Origin of the sequence: Acidovorax sp. Root267 (assembly GCF_001429215.1) — a bacterium.
Lineage (GTDB): Bacteria > Pseudomonadota > Gammaproteobacteria > Burkholderiales > Burkholderiaceae_C > Acidovorax > Acidovorax radicis.
The window spans coordinates 368,679-382,325 of record NZ_LMJC01000030.1 but is presented as its reverse complement, the minus strand read 5'-3'; the positions used below and the strand labels follow the sequence as shown (position 1 = coordinate 382,325).

Genomic DNA, 13,647 nt, shown 5'->3' with positions numbered 1-13,647 from the left:
ATGGCTCGGCCATACCAACCACGAGTTCAAAAAAGGAGGACCTACCGAAGCATCCACCCTATAGTTATCCACAGTTGGCTTCAAATGGAACCAGCTCTAGCCCCTGGTCAATGTTCGACTGGCACTGCTGATCACGTTTGCACTGGCACTAACACTCAGGCCCTATCAGCAGTACCTTTCCGAGACAGGAAGTTCTTTTCTCGCCTTGGGTCGGTTGGCATTTGGCGGCTTGCTTCAGCCCGACATGCAAAACCGCTTCCCGCTCGCCTGGTCGGATCGAGCGGCCAAAGTTGATCGCATCAAGCCTTGGACGGCTACGGCAGAGCATCCAAGTGGCTCCGCACGATCTGCAGAGGCCATCCTGGACTTCATGACATGTGACTGGGCTGCGATGGCGAAGCAGTTGCGCGACGGTGATGCAACGTTGCGTCCCCGCTGGCAAGAGCGTCCCTTGTTCAAAATGGGGCGACTCTCGCTCCAACTGCCCTGGATGATGGCTGTACAGAATAACTCTGCAGCAGTCATCAATAACCTGCGACGGTTGGGTGCCCGAAGAAATGAAGCCAAGGAAGAGACCCGTCGAATTGAAGAGCGGCTCGGAGCGCTTTTCAGAGAGCGTGGATTCCACGTGGTTGTCGGGTACGAGATCCCCGCACTGGATACAGAGGATGCCAACGCAGGGGAAATCGATTTGATTTGTGCCCGAGACGGGCATGTGTTTGTCTTGGAGCTCAAATCAACCTACCAACGCCGCTCAGTGAAGGAGGCGTGGGCACATCGAACTTCTACGCTTCGAAAGGCAGGTTTGCAGTTGAGCAGGAAGGTCCCCGCTGTCCAGCGTGCGCTTGGGCGGGACATGGAATTGACGGCTGCGCTCGGTCTCGTGAACAGCCAGCCCACGGTCACGGCTTGGATCGTTGATACCTCGATCGAATGGGATCACCAACAGTTCCGAGGTTTCCTCAAGGTCTCTCTGGAAGAGGTGCTGATTGCGCTGCGAGACGACAGGCAGCTTCTAAATGACCCGCATGGGCTGATTGGTGGACAGGCCGCTCCTGATAAGGGTGCGGAGGAATATGCGGAACCAAGCAAGGACGACACCATGTATCCGGATGGGTTCTCTGCCGGGCGCTTTGTTGAGGTGATTGAAACGGCTGCCGTGTGGGTGGGCAGCCTTTGAACGTTGCCAGGCCTTTCGGAGACAAGGATCCATTTTTTACTCCCGAAAGCGAGTTTTGCACTCACTAAACTGTAGTGGCGCAAAAACCGCACCGACGAATGTAGAGTGGCGCCGGCCTCTAAACACCAATGGCGCAGTTTGGAGGAAACTGAAGTAAATCAACGACTTACGCCTTCTTGGTTTCTAAAGTTAACTGGCGTTCCGCAGCAGTCAGAGGGGTGGGGGTTGTCAGCGATCTATCGGAGTCGGGAACTCCGCCTCTTTGCAGCCGCATGGCTCTGGTTGCCCGGCCGTTTCGTATCTAGTGCAGATGTGTAGGCCGGGAAGCACTGTGGATCCTCGCTGCAGAAGGGTCTACCACCGGGTCCCCCAGTTGGCGTCTATCTGTGACGCCCTAGAAGGCGGGTGCGATGGCATGTGATCGAGCCCGCTGACGTAGTCCAGACCGTGCGTTTTACGCGGACATCGTGAACTCTTACATCCTCCACTGCCGCTATCTGCCGTGGGTCGTCGGGCGATGCGGGGTTGTCCACAAGGTTTTTGACGTGGAGTGCCAACGTCCCAATGATTAGACTTGGCTTCCATGAGGTGGCCGGGCATGGTCGTTAACAAGATATCGTTTGGATTTTTTACGAGATCGACCATGGTTCTACTGGCATCTTGCTTTTAATCATCTCCTTGAAGAGATTCAATTATTATTCACTATGCAGAATGAAGAATGTAGACGCACAACCTGCAGTGACCAAATAGGCCCGCCATCCAGTGCCAAGGCTCCCTTCGCATTTGTGCATATACCGAAATGCTCGGGAACGGCATTTGAAAATTACATGATTTCCCAGGGAGGAGGCTTTGCATCTTCTAGGGCATTTACTGGTGTTGGTGTGAATGGTGAGTCAGAATCGCTTGAGGCGTATTTCAAGAAAGAGTCATTATCGTCATTTGTCTTTGGGCATTTTCATTATCAAAATTTACTACGCTTTTGCCCCAATGCATTTACGGCTACCTTTGTCCGTGATCCGGTGAATCGCACAATTTCGCAGTATAAATCATGGCACGACGAGAACAACTTTCATCCTGACGATCCACATTATAAAGTGGCGACATCCTCTGAGCGCGACGCACTGATTTTTGCGCAGCAGGCATCTTTGGAAGAATTTGTGTGTTCTGGTAATCCAATAATCTTTGATGGGGCGTTGGGCAATCAACAAACAATTTGTCTCTCCACGTACTTGGGGGGGGATATGGAGGAGCACCTGAAAAGTGCAAAAAAAAATCTAAATACATTTGATTTTTTTGGAATTACTGAGAATTTTGTGGAATCACTGGAGCTCTTGCAATTGATGATTCCGGATTTTTTGGATTATGGAATTGCCAGAGAAAAGGAAAACAGATCTCGCATTGTTGTTGATGAGGTGACTCAACACGTGAGAGGCATAATTGCGGAGCAGGTCAAATACGATCAGCAGCTTTATGAATATGCTTGCCAACTCTTCAAGGAGCGTATCCAAGAGTGGCGCTCTGGCTCCATGCCCGTCTATGCGTACAAGTGGTTCGCTGGGGAAAATACTGATGATCGTCCTCAGGGAAGCAGGTCTTCAAGGCAGCAGCCCTCCCAGGAGGAATATCAGGCCTTGCGGTTGAGCCTCTCAAGACTGGAAATCGAAAACAAGAGAATACAGAGCGAAAGCGAGCAATTGCGCGAGCAGCTACAGCAAATCGAAATCATGCATTTGCAGGCGTCCGAGGCGAATCAAAAAGCTTTGGAGGTGCAGCAGACACGTTCCATGGAGGCCGAGGCTGTCAATGGCATGGTTCGAGCGCAACTTGCACATCTGGAAGCAAGCCATATCCAGCTTCGCCAGGTGTACTCGGATATCGTCGAATCACGATCGTGGCGTTTGATGCAAGCGCTGCAGTCTGTCTTAGCGAGATTTCATATCAAGTAATTCCTGCCTTGGCTTGGTTTGAATAAGTGTTTTGATACGCATGGCAAACATTGATGTGTGCCTATGTCGTTGTGTTTTTTCGCGCTAAGGGGGCTGGTGCAGATACCACTCCGCGGTCTCGGTTTTGGCGGGGCTTGGCAATTCATGGAAGAGAACTGAATGATGGGTTGCAACCACACACTACCGGCCAAACGGCGTGGTTTGGCGGGGGGTGGATGGTAGAGCAGGGGAGACTCTTGTGAGCCACATCGGTGGCGCTGTACAACGCGACAGGATTTGTGGCCCGTCTGGCTCAAGCCTGCTCAGTAGAGCTTAGCTAGTGACGATGCTCTTGCTGCATTCGTGAATTTGCGTTAAATTTTTTAATTGAAGCCTATGGACTGGAAATCCCGCTTGCTGGAGAGGGTGTCTCGAGGGGCCACTAATTGATTTAGTGATCCTCAATCACTATGAGAACTAAAAAGATGTTCAATAAAATGAGATGGCAGTCCACAAGATCGGTAACCCTTGCAGTGTTGACGCTCTTTCTGGCGGCAGCTCAAGCCCAGCAGATTCTGCAACTTACGCCGGGAGAGCCGCCGACGGAGAAGCTTGCGCTCACCGCAATGGATACCAAGCCTGGCGAAGCGTTGCTCATTGAAAATCTAAAAATTAACGATGAAGTTCCTTCGGTAGTGAATCTCAGGCTTCGGCGTTCAGAAGTCACCAGCGGTGAAACACAATTTATTGTTGTCGATGAAAAGGGATCGCGGGCCTTTCCATTGGCTACCAGCGCACATTTTGTGGGCACGCTCGAAGGCAATCCCGATAGCTATGCTTTTGTAACGGTATCCCCCAAGGGAGAAATTCGCACCATCATTCACCGCGGGAAGGAGACGGTTGTCAATGAACTGCTTCCTGTTCGCGGCAACGGTGCGGGTGCTGCTGTTTCACGCTTGGTGAATCATCAGAAGGATTTTATCAATCGAGAGTTTTCTTGCGGTGTAAGTCCAGATTTTCTTCAATCCGACCCGAGCCAGAAGAAGCTTGGGATTGAAAATTTGCTCAGAACTGGCAGGGAAAATTCTCAAAAAATTTTGGGTGAAGAGAAAGCAGGCAGCCCTCGGCGTGCGGATATCATCATTGATAGCGACTACGAGTTTTATCAAAATTTTGGTTCTGAGTCTGCTGCATTCACATATGTGACCAATCTGCTTACCTATGTGGGTAGTCGGTACCAAGCAGAAATATCCACCCGTTTCAATCTCAAGCAAATAGTAATTCGCACAACATCTGCCGATCCTTGGACCCAGACAGCCACGGGCGCGATGCTCAACGAGTTGCAAGCCTTCTGGAATGCCGGGGCAAATGCCTCTGTTTCGCGGCACCATGTTCATTTGCTTAGCGGGAAAAATTCTGGGGGTGGGATAGCCTATGTGGGTAGCCTCTCCAACCAAAGTACGGCTTATGGCGTTAGCGCAAATATCGAAGGAGATTTCAATCCGTCGAACCCGCAGGTCATCTGGGATTCGGTCGTAGTTGCCCACGAGATTGGACATGCATTTGGTAGTTCACATACGCATGACTACGACAATCCCTATATTGCTCCGTCGCCTAATACCGGTGGTGCAATCGATTGCTGCTATTCGGGAAATGCTACTGGGCAGTGCGGCATTGCCCTTGGGGGTGCCGGACGGTTGGGCTTTTTGCCTGGCACATCCTCAACCACTGGAGGGGGCGCAGGACAGGGAAACGGGACCATCATGAGTTACTGCCATCTGCTCAATGGGGGGATGAGCAACATCACATGGACTTTTGGAACCAATCACGTCTATGGGGTAAATGCTGGCCGTGTTCCAACTGTGATGTCGGATCAAGCGCAATCAAAGCTGCCGCTGGATGCTTCAGGTACCTTCGATCTGAGCGTTAGCAAAACGGGAACAGGCACGGTAACCAGCTCTCCGGCAGGTATTAATTGTGGCGTGGACTGCAACGAAAGTTACGCTGCGGGCACTATCGTCACGCTGTCTGCATCCGTTGGAACGGGGTACACATTTTCCGGATGGGGAGGTGCTTGCTCGGGTACCGGTGTGTGTACTGTCACGATGAGTGTGGCGCGGAATGTGACGGCCACATTCATTCCAACTCCCCAAGGCGTACTGTCTGTCGCGAAAATCGGGACTGGGACTGGCACCGTAAGTCGTGCAGGAGGATTGCTCAACTGCGGTAGTACTTGTACCGAGTCACTTGCTCCTGGCACCATTGCGACGCTGACGGCGAGCCCCGCTGCAGGAAGCTCATTTGTCGGCTGGAGTGGCGGGAGCTGCAGTGGAACAGGTGCTTGCTCATTCACCGTAAATGCAAACACCACTGTGACTGCAAACTTCAATTCCAGCAGCGGAGGCGGGCGTGCAACAACCCCATTGTTGGAGACGAATCTGACGGGTGCTGCGGGCTCGGTTCAGTACCGCAGTGTTGTGGTTCCTGCCGGCGCAAAAAATCTTGTCATCCAGATCAGCGGGGGTATTGGAGATGTGGACCTCTATGTCAAATTTGGCCAAGTGCCAACTACCGCTTCATATGACTGCAGGCCTTTTGCGGTGGGAAACGAGGAGACCTGCACCTTCCCCACCCCGACCGAAGGAACCTACCATGTCATGCTGCGTGGTGATAGTCAATACAGTGGGGTTACCTTGGCCGCGACCTACCATAAGAGACTGATAAATATGGCGCCGATACTGCAACTTCTTTTAGACTGAGGGGTTTATATGAAAATATTCAAGAAAATCGCTATTGCCACCGGTGTGGCAATGATTGCATGCAGTGCGCAGGCAGGATCTTCGTCTGGTAAGGTAACCACGCTGATTATCAATTCCAGCAATTTCCTGTTTTTCACGGCAGGCGTTAAAACTGGCTCGCCATCATGTGGTAATAATAACCAATGGGCTATCAATCTCGCCACAGCCCAAGGGAAAACTATCTATGCCTTGTTGTTGTCTGCCCAGGCGCAAGACAGGACGGTATCCGTTTTTGGCAACAATGCCTGTAACAACTGGGGTGATCGTGAAGATGTTCTGTATGCCACTTCTGATTGAATGCCTGTTCGGTTAAAAAAGGAAAGACCTGAGTTTTCAGGAGGCCGATCAACATCGGCCTGAAGTGTGCTGGCTCCGTCTCACCCAACTGGCGCGTAGATCCTGGAACCTGTCTTTGACAGCGACTTGTTTTTCGATGGTTGAGCGGGCATGCCCTGGCCTGACTTCTTGGTGGGCAGAGAGACCTTGGAGCTGCGGGGATTCCTGGGCACTGCGGGGTTTTAGGGGGTGTGCATCGGCCAGCGTCGTGAGCCCAGCTTGGGCGGACGGGCAGGCTCATACATTGATGCATGCTGCGGGTTCCGAGGGAGCCACAGCGCTGCAAAAGTGGGCTGTGCACTGACTCGATCTATGGCAACCCCCATGAACACATGGCTGAGCAGTCACAGACCATGGGGGTTTCAGCCAACTTCTTCGCCAGTGGGGCCTAGCGGACAATTTCCGTTAAATCATTATGTGCCCCACCCTGTTCAGCACCGGAGAAGGAAACCCGATGTAACCCTGGCTGGCGCGTATATGAGCAAAGATACAATGCGTTAAAGAAGTGCCGGAGAGCTACACCGGCGCCTTGGTCTCTCATACGCGCCTTTCGCAAGGTCCGCCTTCACGGCGCACCCCTTTTTTGACTTGTTCAGTTTCCAAGCGGGCTGGGCCGCGGCGAACACTGACGCTTTCCTTCTTATCCCCTTTTCATGAAGCACACACTGGTTCCTGTCGTCTTGTGTGGAGGTTCTGGCACCCGGCTGTGGCCTTTGTCGCGTGAAGCCTACCCAAAGCAGTTTCTTGCGTTTGACGGTGAATTCACAATGCTTCAAGACACCGTTCTGCGCTTGCATGGCTTGGCGGAATGCGTGTCGTTGGCGCCGCCTGTGCTCGTCTGTAATGTCGAGCATCGTTTTCTTGCAGCCAGCCAACTGGTGGCTGCGCAAGTGGATGACGCACGCATCGTGCTGGAACCATTTGGCCGAAATACAGCACCAGCGCTCACTCTTGCTGCGTTGCAGGCGGGCTCCGACGGGGCTGACCCCATACTTTTGGCCATGCCGGCGGACCACGTGTTCACTGATCGGGCCGCCTTGCATGTGGCAATCCTGCAAGCCATGGAGGTGGCTGTACAAGGGGCCATGGTCACTTTTGGCATCGTGGCGGACCGGCCTGAAACAGGGTATGGGTACATTCAGCGCGGCGCCGAATACCAGCAGGGTTCCTATCGGGTCGCCAACTTTGCAGAAAAGCCTGACGGGGATACCGCTCAGCGGTACGTCGACTCTGGGGAATACTTGTGGAACAGTGGGCTTTTCATGGTGCGCGCGAGTGTTTGGCTAAAAGCGTTGGACGCATGCAAACCTGAAATCCTGCAGGCCTGCACCCGTGCGATGGCCGACGCCCAGTGCGATCTGGATTTTGTACGGCCTGATGTGGCGGCGTTCTCAGCCTGTCCGTCAGACTCCATTGACTATGCGGTGATGGAGCACCTGCCCAAGCGTCCTGATCTAGGAATCCCGGCATGTGTCGTGCCGTTGCAGGCTGGATGGTCTGATCTGGGGGCCTGGGATGCGTTGTGGCAAGTCCTTGGGCACGATGCCAATGACAACGCCATTGTGGGGGACGCTGTGTTAACCGATTCGACGGGCTCGCTAGTGATGGCGCGCAGTCGACTGGTTGCAGGTGTCGGCCTGAGGAATATCGTGGTGATTGAGACACCCGATGCGGTTCTTGTTGCCGACAAATCGCAAACTCAGAGCGTCAAGCACATCGTGGCGCATCTCAAGGCGCAAAAGCGCGCCTTGGCGGATACACACCGGAAGGTGCACCGGCCTTGGGGCTGGTACGACAGCATTGACAGCGGGGAGCGCTTCCAGGTCAAGCGCATCGTGGTTAACCCCGGCGCGAGTCTTAGCTTGCAAATGCATCACCACCGTGCCGAACACTGGGTGGTTGTCAAAGGAACGGCCCAAGTCACCAACGGCGAGAAGGTTTTCCTGTTGGGTGAGAACGAATCGACTTATATCCCCGTGGGCCACATTCACCGACTTTCCAACCCTGGGAAGGTACCGTTGGAGATCATTGAGGTCCAGTCGGGAAGTTATCTGGGGGAGGACGATATCGTGAGATATGACGATAGCTATGGGCGAATGTCCTCTTAACTTAATAAATCAGTATCCAGGAGAGTGAATTGGGAAAAAAGATAGCACTTATAACAGGCATTACCGGGCAGGATGGAGCATATTTGGCCGAATTGCTGCTTAGTAAGGGGTATTCAGTTCACGGCATTCGCCGGCGGGCTTCGCTATTCAATACAGATCGCATTGACCATTTGTATCACGACCCACATAGCGAAGGGCTGGATTTGACACTCCATTATGGGGATTTGACAGATTCGTCCAGTCTTATTCGCATTGTTCAGCAGGTTCAACCGGACGAAATCTACAACCTTGCAGCCCAAAGCCATGTGGCAGTTTCGTTCGAAGAGCCTGAGTACACTGCCAATTCTGATGCATTGGGAACGTTGCGCCTGTTGGAAGCCGTACGTATTGCAGGCTTGGAGAAAAAGTCCCGTTTTTACCAAGCATCTACCTCTGAGCTCTATGGTTTAGTGCAGGAAGTGCCTCAAAAGGAAACCACCCCGTTTTACCCACGGTCTCCGTATGCAGTGGCAAAGATGTACGCCTACTGGATCACAGTGAACTACCGCGAAGCGTATGGCATGTATGCGTGCAATGGTATTTTGTTCAACCACGAATCTCCATTGCGAGGCGAGACTTTCGTGACCCGCAAGATCACCCGCGCACTTGCGAGAATCAAGCTGGGATTGCAGGAGTGCCTGTACCTTGGAAACATGAATGCCCTGCGCGATTGGGGCCATGCACGTGACTATGTCGAAATGCAATGGCTTATGCTGCAGCAGGAAACAGCAGAAGACTTCGTGATCGCAACCGGAGAACAGCACTCAGTGCGTGAATTTGTGGATCTCGCAGCGAAAGAAATCGACATTCATATCCAATGGCAGGGCAAGGGTGTCGAGGAAAAAGGCTACGACTCGGCAACCGGTAAGTGTATTGTGGCGGTTGATCCCAGGTATTTCCGCCCCTCAGAGGTCGAAACCCTGCTTGGGGATCCTAGCAAGGCAAAGCAAAAGCTGGGGTGGGTGCCAATCACCACTTTTTCAGAGCTGGTGTCTGAAATGATGCGGGAAGACCTCAAGGAGGCGCAACGCGACGAGTTGGTCAAACAGAATGGTTTCAAATACTTCAACCATCACGAATGATCGGCCAGGCATGATTCCTGTATATCAACCCTACTTCAACGGTCGCGAAAAAGAATACGTCAATCAATGCCTGGATTCCACTTGGATTTCGTCCAAAGGAGAGTTCATCGGCAGATTTGAGTCGGCCTTTGCAAAATATGTGGGCGCGCCAGGGGGGGCAACCAGTGTTTGCAATGGCACTGTGGCCATTCATCTGGCCTTGGCCGCGTTGGGAATTGGTCCAGGTGACGAAGTGATTGTGCCAACCTTCACCTACATTGCTTCGGTCAACACCATCATCCAGACGGGCGCGACACCCGTGTTTGTGGATTCACTACAAGCCACCTGGCAGGTTGACCCCGAAGATATCCGGCGAAAAATTACACCGAACACTAAAGCAGTGATGGCGGTTCACTTGTATGGGCAATCCTGTGATATGGATCCCATCCTTCAAATTTGCGAAGAAAATAATCTATTCCTAGTTGAAGACTGTGCAGAAGCCTTCGGAAGCTATTACAAGGGACGTCATGTGGGTTCCTTTGGTGACGTCGCCACTTTCAGCTTCTTTGGCAATAAAACCATTACTACTGGCGAAGGAGGAATGGTAGTTACCAAGGATGCTGCTGTATTGGCGAAGGCATTTCACTTGAAGAATCAAGGTGTATCGTCAAGCCGGGAGTACTGGCACGACATCGTTGCCTATAACTACCGAATGACCAACATCTGTGCCGCCATTGGCTTGGCGCAACTGGAGCAAGCAGACGTCATTCTTGAAAAAAAGCGCCAAATCGCACTTTGGTACGCAGAAGCGCTGCAAGGACTGCCGCTGGACGTGCATCGAGAAGAGCCCGGCACTACACACTCTTTCTGGATGTGCTCCATTCTTGTGAACAATGCCAGCCATCGAGATGGGCTGCGCCAGCACCTGCGGGAGCACGGCGTTGAGACCCGGCCCGTGTTCTATCCTGCGCACACCATGCCCCATTGTCTGACAAAGGGGGTGTTTCCTGTCGCTGAATATTTAGGCGCACGTGGGGTCAATTTGCCAAGTTATCCCGCACTGACGCAAGGTGAAATCCAGCGGATTGCTCAGTACATTCAGTCCTTTTTTGGGGCTATTGTGCAATGAAGTACGCCTTGGTCGCAACTACAGGCTATTTATTGCTTGTGGATCTCCAGTCTAGAAAGGTGCTGCCTCTCGAGAGTCATCGTACCGAATATTATGGAATATCCTGGTTTGCGGGAGAGGATGAATTGGTCCTCTCCCACTCCGGGGTGAATAATTCTGAGCTTGTTGACATTTCATCTTATGCTCAATCTGAGCAAGGTTGGCTGTCAAAAGGCGCTAAAAATAGTGCGAGATTTTTATCTCAGCCTCACCAGATATTTTGCGCACCCGATGGGCGTGTCATATCTACGAACACGGGTAGAAATGTCATTTCAATAATCGATTTGAATCGACCCAAGGTTTTTCAGGAGGCAGGAGTCAGCAGTGCCAGATGGGATCGATTGGCACTGGATAGGATTACTGGAGATCATCTGAATTCCGTTTTTCTTCATTCTGGAAAATTGTTCGTTGTGGCCCATGGCCACAGTAAGGGTTCGAAGCTCGCCGTTTTTTCGTATCCTGACCTGGAAGTGTTGTCGATAACTCCTTTGGGTGAAAGAACGGGGCTTCACAATATTTGGATTACTTCTGAAGGCCAGCGATTAAGTTGCCACTCAGAAATAGGTGGCTTGATAGATATTGATTCAAAAGAACCTCTGTGGGAGTCTGGTTCGCCGGTTTATACACGCGGACTGGCTGCGACTAGAGATTACGTTGTTGTAGGCGAGAGTCAGAAAGTGGGGCGAGACTTACGCCGCGATTCTTTGAGTGCATTGTGGATATTGGATAGAAAAAAATGGCAGGCAATTGATTATTTTTGCCTAGGGTCTTTTGGGGCTGTGAATGAAGTGAGATTGTTGGATGTCCCTGACGAAGCACATCATGGGGTGCCGCTGAATAATCTTCAGAGATTTCTGGAGAAAAGCATGGCTGGAGACGGAGCTCAAGAGCGGCTCCCGAAGCCTGTAGAAAAAAGATGGCAACCTATCCACATGCAGGGGGATATAACCCAGAACAGGCTCCAGGCTGCACGCGCTGCAGTGGAAGGGAGGATTGCATGGTCCTCGTACCAGTTGGTCCTTGGTTCGCCAGAAACGTTAAATGATGGTAGCAAGCGAGCATCTGCCGGCCTCTGTTTGGCTCTGAAGCACGCTACAGGCAATCAATCGACGGAGAGCTTTACCTATGCGCTGGAAGCAGGACAGGAGTCGCATGTCTCTGCTGTGCTTGGGTATACGGGTAAAGGGGGGGATGCCCATATGGCTGCATTACTCGTTCAGAGTTCGGGTAAGGAGGGGGTATTGTCTGTATGGCGCCATCATGGAGAAACGTGGAAGCAGTTGTCAGAAGTTGCAGCTGTGTTCGGGCTTCCAATAAAAGGAGATTGCCAGCTGTCCGTTACTTCTTCAACGGCTATTTTGTTGATAGGAGGTGTGGAGGTAATGCACCTGGATGCGTCAGTACTAGGGCTGGACTGCTGCAATAAGGGGCTCGGTATCCGATGGATAGGTGCAACGGTCAAACCACTGGACTAGCTTGATGAATCGATATTGGAAGGGGATATGGCAATCCCGCTATTTTTGGATCCACCTCGCCCTTGCTGACCTGCGTTCGCGTTGGCGGCGTTCCTTTTTTGGAGCCTTGTGGTCTATTATTCAACCACTAGGTATGACCGCATTGTTGGCGGTGGTGTTCAGCCAGATGTTTAAATCGGACATCACAACCTACGCCCCTTATATTCTCTCTGGCTTGATTGTGTGGGAGTTTGTGGTTGCCAACGTTACTGGCGGTGCCCTGTCTTTCGTCCAAGCAGATGCGTATATCAAACAGTGCAAACACCCACTGGCCATCTATACCCTCCGAACCGTCTTGGGAAGTCTGGCCGTGTTGATGCTGGCGAGCCTTGCATTGTTTGGATGGTCTCTTGTGGTGCTCCCACAGAACTTTGGCTGGAGCTGGCTGGCAGTATTCACCATTTTCCCGATTCTCGGAATAATCGCTTGGCCATTGGCAACAACCTTGGCGTATGTAGGAGTGCGTTTCCGTGACGTGCCACATGCCATGGGGCTGCTGATGCAGGCTTTGTGGTTTGTGTCACCGGTTTACTTTGAGGCAAAAATGTTCAAGCAAGGAGGTATGGACTTCTTGGTTGATTTCAATCCCATTTACCATGTTCTTCAACTGGTCAGGGCACCGCTCTTGAATGGGGCGTGGCCCACAGTCGAAAATTATGCCTATTCTCTAGCCCTAGCGCTGATTTTTGCATTTTTCGCGTGGTTGGTAGGCCGTAAGGCTGAGAGTAAGGTGATCTTCTATCTATGAGCCAACCCCACATTAGCCTCCAGACAGTAAATCTTCACTATGCATCGGTTGCATTCAAAGAGCGTTCCTTGAAGTCTCTTGTTGCAAGGCCCTTTGGCAAGCGCAATGCAGATGAAGTCAAAGATGTTCATGCACTTAAGAATATTAATCTTGAAATCACGGGAGGGGAGCGGGTGGGCCTCCTCGGACATAATGGTGCTGGGAAGAGTACTTTTCTCAAAACTGTGGCAGGCTTGTATCCTGTATCCAGTGGCAAGGTTGAAGTACGTGGCCAAGTCCGTTCGCTATTCGACTTGAGTTTAGGGTTTGAACCGGATGCAACTGGCCGAGAAAATATTCTCTATCGCGGTCTTCTTTTGGGGTTGACGCCAAAATTCATGCGTGAAAAGCAGGCGGAGATTGTCGAATTTGCCGATTTGCGTGAATTTATTGATTATCCTATTAAAACCTATTCTGCGGGAATGCAGGTTAGGCTAGCATTTGCCATATCAACAGCGGTGGGGGGGGATATTCTACTGCTTGATGAAGTGATTGGGGCGGGGGATGCCAATTTTATGGTTAAGGCCCGGCTGCGTATAGCCCAATTGATTGAGCGGGCGGAGATTCTTGTTTTGGCTTCTCATGACTTTTCTGCTTTGAAGAGTCTATGCCAGCGGGGGGTTGTTTTTCATCGTGGAGAAGTGGTGTTTGATGGCGCAGTGGATGATGCCATTAGTGAATACAAGAAGATAAATAAAATACTATGAGTTCGCGATCCCCTTTGCGTGTGA

At 51.7% G+C, this 13,647-nt stretch carries 10 protein-coding genes; all 10 read left to right on the top strand.

The window, feature by feature from the left end; genetic code table 11:
- Positions 1–244: 244 nt before the first annotated feature.
- The 10 genes from ASE39_RS20355 (at position 245) to ASE39_RS20325 (ending at position 13,623) form a co-directional block, all read left to right on the top strand.
- Positions 245–1,180 carry a hypothetical protein gene (locus ASE39_RS20355; RefSeq protein ID WP_140426842.1) on the top strand — a complete coding sequence of 312 codons (936 nt, stop codon included), beginning with the start codon at positions 245–247 and terminating at the stop codon, positions 1,178–1,180.
- 704 nt (positions 1,181–1,884) lie between these two features.
- On the top strand, positions 1,885–3,126 hold the full coding sequence (locus tag ASE39_RS26095; RefSeq protein WP_082615527.1) for a sulfotransferase family 2 domain-containing protein: 1,242 nt from the start codon (positions 1,885–1,887) through the stop codon (positions 3,124–3,126).
- Between the two features lie 449 nt (positions 3,127–3,575).
- Positions 3,576–5,864, top strand: a complete 2,289-nt coding sequence (locus ASE39_RS26090; RefSeq protein ID WP_082615526.1) for a M12 family metallo-peptidase — start codon at positions 3,576–3,578, stop codon at positions 5,862–5,864.
- Between the two features lie 9 nt (positions 5,865–5,873).
- The gene (locus tag ASE39_RS26630; RefSeq protein WP_139019190.1) at positions 5,874–6,200 is read left to right on the top strand and encodes a hypothetical protein; all 327 of its coding nucleotides are present in this window, start codon (positions 5,874–5,876) and stop codon (positions 6,198–6,200) included.
- A 692-nt stretch (positions 6,201–6,892) separates the two neighbouring features.
- A complete protein-coding gene (locus ASE39_RS20345) occupies positions 6,893–8,347 on the top strand; it encodes a mannose-1-phosphate guanylyltransferase/mannose-6-phosphate isomerase (RefSeq protein WP_081474612.1) in 1,455 nt (484 codons plus the stop codon).
- 29 nt (positions 8,348–8,376) lie between these two features.
- Positions 8,377–9,468: a GDP-mannose 4,6-dehydratase gene (gene gmd / locus ASE39_RS20340; RefSeq protein ID WP_057229019.1), complete on the top strand. Its 1,092-nt coding sequence runs from the start codon at positions 8,377–8,379 to the stop codon at positions 9,466–9,468.
- A gap of 10 nt (positions 9,469–9,478) precedes the next feature.
- Positions 9,479–10,576, top strand: coding sequence for a DegT/DnrJ/EryC1/StrS aminotransferase family protein (locus ASE39_RS20335; RefSeq protein WP_057229017.1), 1,098 nt, complete (start codon positions 9,479–9,481; stop codon positions 10,574–10,576).
- Positions 10,573–12,090 (top strand): hypothetical protein, encoded by a 1,518-nt coding sequence (locus ASE39_RS26625; RefSeq protein WP_140426841.1) that lies wholly within the window; start codon positions 10,573–10,575, stop codon positions 12,088–12,090. Before ASE39_RS20335 ends, ASE39_RS26625 begins: the two co-directional genes overlap by 4 nt.
- A 4-nt stretch (positions 12,091–12,094) precedes the next feature.
- Positions 12,095–12,877 carry an ABC transporter permease gene (locus ASE39_RS20330; protein WP_029413917.1) on the top strand — a complete coding sequence of 261 codons (783 nt, stop codon included), beginning with the start codon at positions 12,095–12,097 and terminating at the stop codon, positions 12,875–12,877.
- Positions 12,874–13,623, top strand: coding sequence for an ABC transporter ATP-binding protein (locus tag ASE39_RS20325; RefSeq protein WP_057272313.1), 750 nt, complete (start codon positions 12,874–12,876; stop codon positions 13,621–13,623). Before ASE39_RS20330 ends, ASE39_RS20325 begins: the two co-directional genes overlap by 4 nt.
- The last annotated feature ends 24 nt before the right edge of the window (positions 13,624–13,647 follow it).